5 protein-coding genes are annotated in these 11,137 nt (G+C 64.6%); 4 read left to right on the top strand and 1 reads right to left on the bottom strand.

Going from position 1 to position 11,137, the window contains the following annotated elements; translation table 11 throughout:
- Window positions 1-67: 67 nt before the first annotated feature.
- Window positions 68-2,011 carry a phage integrase family protein gene (locus QCE63_RS20315; protein ID WP_309835523.1) on the bottom strand — a complete coding sequence of 648 codons (1,944 nt, stop codon included), beginning with the start codon at window positions 2,009-2,011 and terminating at the stop codon, window positions 68-70.
- 197 nt (window positions 2,012-2,208) lie between these two features.
- Here QCE63_RS20315 and QCE63_RS20310 point away from each other — a divergent pair, with 197 nt between their 5' ends.
- From QCE63_RS20310 to QCE63_RS20295, 4 genes are all read left to right on the top strand, one after another.
- A complete protein-coding gene (locus tag QCE63_RS20310) occupies window positions 2,209-3,552 on the top strand; it encodes an Nramp family divalent metal transporter (RefSeq protein ID WP_309835522.1) in 1,344 nt (447 codons plus the stop codon).
- Window positions 3,553-3,583: 31 nt separating this feature from the next.
- A complete protein-coding gene (locus QCE63_RS20305; RefSeq protein ID WP_309835521.1) occupies window positions 3,584-4,747 on the top strand; it encodes a dienelactone hydrolase family protein in 1,164 nt (387 codons plus the stop codon).
- Window positions 4,748-4,890: 143 nt separating this feature from the next.
- Entirely contained in the window at window positions 4,891-7,695 is a 2,805-nt protein-coding gene (locus QCE63_RS20300) for an autotransporter outer membrane beta-barrel domain-containing protein (RefSeq protein ID WP_309835520.1), read from the top strand.
- A 46-nt stretch (window positions 7,696-7,741) separates the two neighbouring features.
- A complete protein-coding gene (locus QCE63_RS20295) occupies window positions 7,742-10,111 on the top strand; it encodes a cytochrome P450/oxidoreductase (protein ID WP_309835519.1) in 2,370 nt (789 codons plus the stop codon).
- Window positions 10,112-11,137 lie beyond the last annotated feature (1,026 nt).

Raw genomic sequence — 11,137 nt, 5'->3', positions numbered from 1 at the left:
CGCCCGCAGCGGACATTTTTACAACGTCCGTCGCCCGAGTAAACACGAAATCGCGCCCCGTCTCCGTTTACCGGCCGCCGGACAGGTTGCGAAGCAGCGTTTCCAGTCCCAGGAGACGGCGAGGATCGTCGTGTTCGATGTAGAGCGCGGTGGTGAAACGGCTCGCATGGCCTAGCCCGACGCTGACTTCCTGCAGATGAACGCCGTGACTGAGCGCGTGCGTTGAGTGCGTGTGGCGAAGCCAGTGCGTGCTCGCGCCCTGCAAGGCGCGTCCGCTACCGGCGGCGCGCGCTTCGGCCTGAGCGGCCGCCCGGGAGAAAATTCCCTTGAATAGTTTGCCGATGCCGTCCGGCGTGATGGACCGACCGCCGCGCGCCTGGGCGAGCAGGGGCGTTCCAGCCGCGCAGGCGAGCGGCTCCGGCAAACCGCGAAGCGCGAGATTCTCGCGCAGCGTCTCGACGACGACCGCCGGCAGCAACACGCTCCTACGCGCCCCGCGCCCCGATTCGACGGCGAGCCGCCACACGACGCCGTCCACACCGTCGAGACTTCCGACGCTCAGTGCGCCGGTGCAGGCATCGGCCAGCTCGGTCCGCCGCAAACCGGTCGCGTATGCCAGCAGCAGGGCGAAGCGATCGCGATGTTCCTGGAAGCTGTAATCCGTCCGCGTAACGGACTCGAGCAGCCCGCGCCACTGTGCCTGATCGAGCGTGCGCTCCGAGGCGTCGAAAGCAGCCGGCGTCGCGACGCGCGCCACGCCGGCAAAGGGATTGGTGGCCAGATAACGCTCGCCGACGAGCCATTCGCCCATCGCAGTGAGAATGGAGCGCGCGGTTTCCCGGCTCCGCTCGGAAAGTGGCCCGGCAAATGGGCGCCAGTCCGAGAGCACGCGTTCGCCGCGCCGCTCGGAAATCCAGCGCGCCGGCGGCTGCGGGTCCGCAAGAAAACGGTCGATATAGTCCGCGCACGCTTGCGCATCGAGTGAAGAGAGCGCTTTCTCCCGCTCCAGCACGGCCCAGAGCAAGAGCCTTTCGGCCTCGCGCCGGTATGCACGGCGCGTGTGTTCACTGGCGGACCGGGCGTCGAGCCAGGCGAAAATGGCCCGGATATCCGTGTCGAAACGCGCGCCTGTCGCGGCTCGATTTGTCCCGTTGGATCCGTCGAGCGCCGTCGGCAGCCGCAGCGCTTCGAGCGGCGAGACCGTGAGGGTGAGCGGGGCGTGTTCTCCGTGGCCTGCCGGCGCGGGCTGCCACTGCCGGCGCGGCAACAGCGCACGTGGAGAAACCGAGTACTGAAGCGCCTGCTCGTGAAGCCGCAGCCAGTCGACGACCCGCTGCGCGCCCTTCGGCCCGAGCCGCGGCACGGACGCATACCACCGATGCCCGCGCTGCTCGACGCGCTCGATGACATCCACGACGGTCATCAACCCGGCCGCCGCCAGCCGGGCGCTGACCGCCGGCTCGAACCAGCCGTCGACGGGATGATCGGGCCGCGGCTCCTGAGCCAGGCTCGCTTCCATGCGCGCGAGCGCTTCCGCCTGACGCCGCCGCAGCCTGGCGTTCCGCGCCGCGCGACGATCGAGCGCGGGCGAACTGCCGGGCGGATACGCCTCCTCGAACAGCGCGAGCAATTCCGATTCGCCATAAACGCTATCCGGATCGATCCGTTCGCGGAATGCTTCGAGCGAAGGCGCCGCTGACTCAGCCGGCGTTTCAAACAGCGGAATGCTGCCTGGACGCAGCCGCAGAAGACGGGCGGCCTCGGTGTCCCGCGCCCGGCGCGCCAGGACGGAAAGCGTATCGCGCAGCGCTTCGATGAGGCGCCGCGTGATGCGCACATCGGTTCCTGCGTCGCCATAAGACGCGTGAAGCTGCGCCTCGGCGACGCCATCGAGATAACCGCGATACAGCGCGAAATGCTGGCGCGTCAGCCGACTGGGTCCGTGAAGCCGCCCGGGATGGGGGATGGCGGGTGTCGAAGCATGCCAAGACGGGGGCGTGTTCTTGGCCATTTATCCTTTCTTTTCAGTGATTTGCGGCGAGATTATCAAGCAGCTTCGAATTTGACAAGAAAAATCGCTACATCTGATAAGTGTGATTATCAGCTTCCCGATGCCGATGGCCGGCGAAAGCCCCTCGCTTGCCAGCCCCCAAGCCTCGGCGCATATTCGAGCAGGTCCAACCCGCCACGCCCGGAGGAAGCGAGCCGATGCTTGATCCCGTCCGCCACACGCCGAAGCCCTCGGAGCAGGATGTCGACGCGCGGCCCAGCCTGCCCGAAGTGTACGCATCCGTGCACGTTCCAACCGGCGGTCGATGGATTCGCCGTTTCCTTGCCTTCGCCGGTCCCGGCTACATGATTTCGGTCGGCTATATGGATCCGGGCAACTGGGCCACGGATCTCGCCGGCGGCTCGCGCTTCGGTTACACCTTGCTCGCGGTGATCTTGCTGTCGAACCTGATGGCGATCCTGCTGCAGGCGCTCGCCGTCCGCCTGGGCATCGCGACCGGACGCGATCTCGCACAGGCGTGCCGCGAACACTATCCGAAGCCCATGAACCTCGCGTTGTGGATCGCGTGCGAGGCCGCGATCATCGCCTGCGATCTGGCCGAGGTGATCGGCACGGCCATCGCGCTGCAACTGTTGTTCGGCATTCCGCTGATTGCGGGCGCGCTGCTCACCGCACTCGACGCCTTCCTGCTGCTCCTGCTGATCAACCGCGGCTTCCGGTTGCTCGAGGCCTTCGTGATCGCGTTGCTGGTGGTGATCGCCGGGTGCTTTGCGTTGCAGATCGCCGCCGCCGCGCCGCCGTTCAGCGACGTGCTGCGCGGTTTCGTGCCGACGCCGCGCATCGTTGCCGACCGCGAGATGCTGTATGTGGCGATCGGCATCCTCGGCGCGACCGTGATGCCGCATAACCTCTACCTGCATTCCTCGATCGTGCAGACCCGCGCCTACGGCAAATCGGTGAAGGCGCGGCGCGAGGCGATCCGCTGGGCAACCGTCGACAGCACGATCGCCCTGACGCTCGCCCTGTTCATCAACGCGGCGATCCTGATCGTGGCCGCCGCCGTCTTTCACGCGAACGGTCACGAGGACGTCGCGGAAATCGGCGATGCGTTCCGCTTGCTGTCGCCGCTGCTCGGCCTGGGCATTGCATCGACGCTATTCGCCGTCGCGCTGCTTGCTTCCGGCCTGAATTCGACCGTGACCGCGACGCTTGCCGGCCAGATCGTGATGGAAGGCTTCCTGCGCCTGCGCATTCCGAACTGGGCGCGACGCCTGATTACGCGGGCCATCGCCATCGTGCCGGTGGTCGTGGTGACGGCGCTGTATGGAGAGAAGGGCACCGGCCAGTTGCTGGTGCTGAGCCAGGTAATCCTGTCGATGCAATTGCCGTTCGCGGTCATTCCGCTCGTGCGTTTCGTCTCCGACCGCCGCAAAATGGGCGTCTTCGTCATTTCGCGCTGGACCAGGGCGCTGGCGTGGATTGTCGCGGGCGTGATCGTCGTGCTGAATGTGAAGCTGCTCGCCGACACGATCCTGCGCTGAACCTATTCCATATAGAGGGAAAACGCAGACCATGAGCGGCACGTTCATCGACATCACGCTTCGCGACGGGTCGTCCATGCCCGCCTACCTCACGCATCCGGCCACGGGGTCGGGCCCGGGCATCGTTCTGCTGCACGATGCTTCCGGCGTGGACGACTTCATCCGTCGCACCGCGGATCTCTACGCCGAGGAAGGCTACGTCGTGCTCGCGCCGCGCCTTCCCGCGCACGAGCCGCTGCCGGGCGGCGTGGCGGCGGAGAACGTCGCGGCGGTCGTCGAGAACCTGCGCGCCTTGCCGCAGCATGCGGGCAAGGTGGCGGTCATCGGCTTCGGACGCGGCGGCCGGTTCGCGACGCGCATTGCCGCGCAAGCCGACGTGGATTGCGCCGCCTGCTACTACCCGGACGACCTCGCGGCCTGCCTGGCCGCCATCCCGACGATCCGCTGTCCCATCGTTTTCCATTTTCCCGAGCGGGCCGCGTACGACTTGCGCGAGAGCGAGGCGGCGCTGACGGGCAAGCCGTCCATCGAACGCTATGTGTATCCGGGCTGCGCGCCGGGTTTCGTCGATACCGGCAATCCGCACTACGACAAGCCCGCTGCCCTGATGGCCTATTCGCGCACGCTCTCGATGCTGCGCAAGGTGCTCGCTCCGGTATTCGATCTGAACCAGCTGTGGGAACAACATTGTTACTTCGAGTTCGCGACGCGTGACGTCGAGTCCGTCATGACGACGATGGTCGCCGAACCCTACGTCAATCATGTTCCGACCATGACGGGCGGCGTCGGGCACGACGAGCTGAAGCGCTTCTACACGCATCACTTCGTGCACTCGAATCCCGCCGACACCAAGCTGATTCCGGTGTCGCGCACGATTGGCTCGGACCGTGTCGTCGATGAGTTCGTGTTCTGCGCGACGCATGATCGCGAGATCGACTGGCTGCTGCCGGGCCTCGCGCCCACCGGAAAGTATTTCGAAGTCCCAATGCTCGCCGTGATCCGCTTTCGCGGCGACAAGCTCTATAACGAACACATCTATTGGGATCAGGCGTCGGTGCTGGTGCAGATCGGCGTGCTCGATCCGCAAGGCTTGCCGGTGGCGGGGCGGCAGACGGCGAGGAAGCTCATCGACGAAACCTTGACGAGCAACGCGCTCATGCCCAACTGGGCAACGAGCGAAGGCAAGCCGGTCTGAAGGTTCCACGCAAAGTCTTCAGCAGGCGTTGCACATGCGCGCGACGTGACCTACTCTGAGTGGAATGTTGCAGTCCGCGCACCGAATGCCATACACGCTGTGCCAAATGAAACAATGGCGCGATCCGCACGACCGGAGGACGTATGCCTCGTGCGTCGCCATTCATGCGCTCGACATCGATCGCGCGTGCGCTGTGTCTTGCGTTCGGTGCCTCGTGCGTACTGAGGGTCGCGTCGGCGTATGGCGCCTGTGACAACACCGCTCCGCTCGCCGGCCAGACCGCGACGTGCGACACGCGCGCCCCGAATCCGTCGACACAGCCCATCGCCACAGCGCCCGCCAGCGCCAATGTGACGATCAACGTGCTGCCCGGCGCGGTCCTCAACCCTTCAAGCAGCGCCGTCACCGTGCGCAACACGAGCACGATCAACAACGCCGGCACGATCCAGGGCGCGACCGGCGTCTCCATCGCGGGCGGCGCGGCCATGATCGACAACAGCGGGACGATTCGCGGAACGAGCAGCGCGGGCATCGTCGCGAACGGGCGGATCAACGTGTCGATCGTCAATACGGGCACGATTGCGGGCGGGGCGGGCATCGCTGTGAGCACCGACACCGGCAACGACAGCTTCGTCATGAATGGCGGCGTCGTGTCGGGACAAATCCGCCAGGGCAATGGCTTCGATACGTTCACGATGACAGCGGGCCAGGTCGACTCGCTCGATCAGGGCGACACGCGCGACGATTTCACGATGACCGGCGGACGGATTGTCGGCGTCTTCGTGAACGGCGACATCGCGCGGATGACGGGCGGGCGCATCGGCACTGTGGACCTGAATGTCGGCAACAATGTGTTCGACATGTCGGGCGGACAGGTCGATGGCAACGTCACCGCTGCGCAGAACAACGACACCTTCACGCTGTCGGGCGGAGCGATAGGCGGCCGGGTCGATCTCGGCAGCGGCACGAATGCGCTGACCATCACGGGCGGAAGCATCGGCATGGGCGTCACGACGACCTTCGGCCCGGATACGCTGACATGGAGCGGCGGAACGATTTCGGGAACGGTGTCGCTCGGCGACGGCGCGGATGCCGCAATCATCCGGAACCTGAACGACACGACGCTCGGCGCGCTCACGCGTTTCGACGGCGGTCCAGGAAGCGACTCACTCGCGCTCGACAACGTGCAGGCGAGCGGTATTTCGCGCTTCACAGGCTGGGAGACCATCGACGCGCGCAACGGCACGCAACTGACCTTCGATGCGAACGGCCTCACGCTCGGCGACGGCGTGACCGGCACCGGCACCCTCGCGCTTGACGCAACCAGCACGTTGTTCGCAGGTGGTATTGGCGACACGGCGCTGCGGCCGGCCGTCGCCGGGCGGCTCGTCACGTTGAACAACGCGGGCGTGATCGACCTGACCAACAACGGCGCGAGCACCGGCGACACGTTCACCGTGAACGGCAACTACATCGGCGCGAACGGCCGGTTGCTCGTGCAGAGCGTTCTCGGCGCGGACGGCGCGCCCAGCGACAAACTCGTGATCGCTCAGGGCGCGGGAAGCGGCGCGACTTCGATCGGCGTGACGAATGTCGGCGGGAAGGGCGGCTCGACGGTCAACGACGGCATTCTCGTCGTGCAGGCGACCAGCGGGGGAACGACGTCGACAGGTGCGTTCACCTTGACGCGTCCGCTCGAGGCGGGGGCGTTCACTTACTATCTGTTCAAGGGCGGAGCGAGCGCGGGAACGTCGGAAAACTGGTATCTGCGTTCGAGTGTTGCAGCGGTGCCGTCGCTTCCTTCCACGCCGGTGACGCCGCAGACACCGGGCACGCCGCAGACACCGGGCACGCCGCAGACACCGGGCACGCCGGCCAATCCAGGCAGCCCCGGCAGTCCATCGCCTCCCGACACACTCGTTTCCGCCCCTCAGGCGGCGCCCGGTACGCCTGCGCTTCCGCCGCCGCCCTCGCCCGGCGCGGCGCCGACACCGCTCTACCGGATGGAAGTGCCGGTCTATGCGGAGGTCCCGCCGCTTGCGCGCGAACTTGCCATCCAGCAGGTTGGAACCTTCCACGAGCGCCAGGGCGATCAGGCGTTGCTGACGGAGAACGGCGCGCTGCCTGCGGCGTGGGCGCGCGCGTGGGGCGGCCATGCGACGCTGCACAACAGCGGCGCCGCCGATCCCGAATTCAGCGGCGGCATCGGCGGCGTGCAGATCGGCCATGATCTTTATGCTGACACCACCTCCGGCGACCATCGCAACCACTACGGCTTCTTCCTCGGCTTCGCGCGCGCGAGCGGCGACATCAGCGGGCTTGCGCTCGGCTTTCCCAACGCGGATGCCGGGCACCTGTCGATGGATGCCTACAGCGCGGGCCTTTACTGGACGCACATCGGTCCGGGCGGCTGGTACACGGACACCGTTCTGCTCGGCAGCGCGCTCACCGTCGATCCACAGTCGAACCGCGGCGTCGGGGCGACGACGCACGGCAACGCGTTCGCTGCCTCGTTCGAAGCGGGCTTGCCGATTCCGTTGCCCGCCGGACTGGGCATCGAACCGCAGGCGCAACTGATCTGGCAGCACGTCAACCTGAACGACCTCGACGACGGCATCTCGACCGTCTCCTTCAGCGAAGCCAGCGGGCTGACCGGCCGTCTCGGCATGCGCTTCTACGGCCGCTTCGATGCCGCCGGCACTGCGTTCGAACCTTACCTCCGCGCCAATCTCTGGCGCTATTTCGGCGCGACCGACACCGCGACTTTCGCCGGCACGACCGTGATCCCCACCGAAGTCTCCGCGACCATCGCGCAGTTCGGCGCGGGCATCACGGCCAAGGTCAGCGCACGCGGCAGCCTGTTCGCGAACCTCGCTTATTCGATGAACGTGGGCGGCGGGCATCGCAGTGCCATCGAGGGCGGAGCGGGGATGCGCTGGAAGTGGTGAGCCGTTGCATACTACGGTCACACAGAAAAAAATCCAGGAGACAAGCATGACCGATGTGGCCGGCGCGGATCGCTGCCCCTATCACGAGAAAGCGCACGACAAAGCGCACGACAAAGCGCACGACAAAGCGCACGACGACGCCCGCGCGCCGAATGGCTGCCCAGTGAGTCCGCAAGCCGCCGAGTTCGATCCCTTCGGCGACGGCTACAACCAGGACCCGCCGGAATACGTGCGCTGGGCTCGTGAGCAGGAACCGGTGTTCTGGAGTCCGCGGCTCGGTTACTGGATCGTCACGCGCTATGACGACATCAAGGCCATCTTCCGCGACAACCGGACCTTCAGTCCGTCCATCGCGTTGGAAAAGATCACGCCGACCGGTCCCGAAGCCAACGCGGTGCTCGCCTCGTATGGTTTCGCGCTCAACCGCACGCTCGTGAACGAGGACGAGCCCGCGCACATGCCGCGTCGCCGCGCGCTGATGGACCCGTTCACGCCCGAGGCGCTCGCGCATCACGAACCGATGGTGCGCGCGCTCGCTCGCGAGTACGTGGACCGCTTCATCGACGACGGCCGCGCCGACCTCGTCGACCAGATGCTCTGGGAAGTGCCGCTCACGGTGGCGCTGCATTTCCTCGGCGTGCCCGAGGAAGACATGGACACGCTGCGCCGCTATTCGATTGCGCACACCGTCAACACATGGGGACGGCCGAAGCCCGAAGAGCAGGTCGAAGTGGCGCATGCAGTCGGCAAGTTCTGGCAGTTCGCCGGCAAGGTGCTGGACAAGATGCGCGAGGATCCGTCGGGTCCCGGCTGGATGCAGTACGGCATCCGCAAGCAGAAGGAACGGCCGGACGTGGTCACCGACTCGTATCTTCATTCGATGATGATGGCCGGCATCGTCGCCGCGCACGAGACCACCGCGAACGCCACCGCGAACGCGCTCAAGCTGCTGCTGCAACATCCGGATGCATGGCGCGACATCTGCGAGGATCCCACGTTGATCCCGAATGCCGTCGAAGAATGCTTGCGTCACAACGGTTCCGTCGCGGCATGGCGGCGTCTTGCGACGCAAGACGTGACGATCGGCGGCGTCGCGATTGCGGCGGGATCGAAGTTGTTGATCGTCACGTCTTCGGCGAATCACGATCAGCATCAATTCGCCGACGCCGATCTCTTCGACATCCGCCGCGAAAACGCCAGCGATCAACTCACGTTCGGCTATGGCGCGCATCAATGCATGGGCAAGAATCTCGCGCGCATGGAGATGCAGATCTTCCTCGACGAACTCACACGCCGCCTGCCGCACATGCGTCTGGTCGAGCAGCGCTTTACCTACGTGCCGAACACGTCGTTTCGCGGGCCGGAGCATCTGCATGTGGAATGGGATCCGGCGCTCAATCCCGAACGCACGAATCCTGCCGTGCGCGAGGCGCGCGTGGCGGTGCGCATTGGCGAGCCGTCGTCGCATGCGGTAAGCCGGACGGTGATCGTCCAATCGGCCGATACCTGCGCGGACGGCATCGTGCGCGTGCAGCTGGCGTCGGCGGACGGGCGCGATCTGCCGCGCTGGACGGCGGGCTCGCATATCGACGTGCTCTGTGGCGACATCGGCCTTTCGCGCCAGTATTCACTGTGCGGCAATCCCGCCGATGCGCGCACGTTCGAGATTGCGGTGCTGCGTGAAAGCGGGGGGCGCGGCGGCTCGGCGTGGGTCCACGAGAACGTCAGGCTCGGCGCGCAGTGGCGTATTCGCGGTCCGCGCAATCATTTTCGTCTCGATGAAACCGCGCGGCGTTTCGTGTTGATCGCGGGCGGCATCGGCGTGACGCCGATCAGCGCGATGGCGCGGCGCGCACACGCGCTCGGTCTCGACTACGAGGTCCATTACAGCGGCCGTTCACGCGCCTCCATGGCGTTGCTCGACGAGATGCAGGCGCTGCACCGCGGACGTTTGCGGGTGTATGTGTCGGACGAGGGCACGCGCATCGATCTGGAAAAGCTCTTGGTCAGCGAAGGCACTCAGGTTTATGCCTGCGGCCCCGCGCGCCTGCTCGATGCGCTGGGAGCGGCGAGCGCGTCATGGCCCGACGAAGCGCTGCGGATCGAGCACTTCACGTCGAAGCTCGGCACACTCGATCCCTCGACGGAACGCGTGTTCCAGGTGGAACTGAAGGATTCCGGATTGGTGCTCGACGTCCCCGCCGACCAGACCCTGCTCACGACTCTGCGGCGCGCGAATATCGACGTGCAAAGCGACTGCGAGGAAGGCCTGTGCGGATCGTGCGAAGTGCGCGTGCTGGAAGGCGAGATCGATCATCGCGACGTGGTCCTGACGAAAGGCGAGCGTCAGTCGAATCAGCGAATGATGGCGTGCTGTTCGCGCGCCCGAGGCGGGAAACTGGTATTGGCGCTTTGAACGGTTCAGGCGCCGGTGGCATTTTGCCGCGCATTACCGGCGTCGATTTATATCATCATCCGTTCATCACGGCGTCATCTTTCGAGAATATCAGAAAGATTATTTCTCAAATATTGATTGGTTATACCCGGTAGTTACTTTCAATATATTGAGAAAGATTTCTCGTCATCTGTGATCACAAGTTGTGTGGCCAGATTTTCGTTAGCCTGCTTATCTTAATTGGACGGATTTGCGCGCGCAGACGACAGGCAGAGTTTCTCCAGTCCCCCTTTCATCAGGCTGAACACGCAATTTTCGTCGTCATATGGGATGATTATTGAACGTCCGTTCGAGCAAAGCTGCCCTTTCTTGCATCTTCAATAGCACTATTTTTACCCAAATCAGGGTTTTACCTACTAATATGAGATTTTTTACGTATGTTTTGCGTTTAGAATCATTCCTAATTGGTGCGGCGCACAAGCCGTGCCTGATCGAATAACTTCCACAAGCCCTGATGTCCGCACGCGCGAGTCCCGCGCGGATGAAAACACGCATGCGTGTTCTTACGGCGTCGGCTGCAGAGAAGGTCGTTGCTGAACCTGAGAGATTCTCCAATAGGCCCATATAAATGGACCATGCTGCGCACTCCGAGATCGACGCATCTCGCCACCTGTCTGTCTTTCGATGTTGGCAACGGTTGCAACAGTCCCCTTGCCGGCATCGAGTCATAAGCCGAAACGTTGCGTTTGATCGGCGTCGTGCATGTCGGGCGCGTATTCATTCGACGAAACGTCGGATGATTGCTTCGCACTGAACACGGCATATCAACCTGACGAGTCCGGGCCGAAGACGCTTCGTTCATCCAGCCCGGACGCGTAACGCTGTAGTCCGCCTGTTTCATCATGGGCCGGGAAAGCATCCACGCTATTACTGTTTGACGAGGATAAAAAATGACTGACGTAGTGATCGTATCGGCCGCGCGTACGGCGGTAGGCAAATTCGGCGGCTCGCTCGCGAAGATCGCGGCGCCGGAACTGGGCGCAACGG

The sequence above is a fragment of the Caballeronia sp. LZ065 genome (assembly GCF_031450975.1).
Classification (GTDB): Bacteria; Pseudomonadota; Gammaproteobacteria; order Burkholderiales; family Burkholderiaceae; genus Caballeronia.
This window is presented reverse-complemented; position numbering and strand designations above follow the sequence as displayed.

Bases quoted from the DNA above. Each gene is read 5' to 3' on its own strand.
- QCE63_RS20315 (WP_309835523.1), bottom strand. From the start codon at position 2,011: ATGGCCAAGAACACGCCCCCGTCTTGGCATGCTTCGACACCCGCCATC.
- QCE63_RS20295 (WP_309835519.1), top strand. From the start codon at position 7,742: ATGACCGATGTGGCCGGCGCGGATCGCTGCCCCTATCACGAGAAAGCG.
- QCE63_RS20305 (WP_309835521.1), top strand. From the start codon at position 3,584: ATGAGCGGCACGTTCATCGACATCACGCTTCGCGACGGGTCGTCCATG.
- QCE63_RS20300 (WP_309835520.1), top strand. From the start codon at position 4,891: ATGCCTCGTGCGTCGCCATTCATGCGCTCGACATCGATCGCGCGTGCG.
- QCE63_RS20310 (WP_309835522.1), top strand. From the start codon at position 2,209: ATGCTTGATCCCGTCCGCCACACGCCGAAGCCCTCGGAGCAGGATGTC.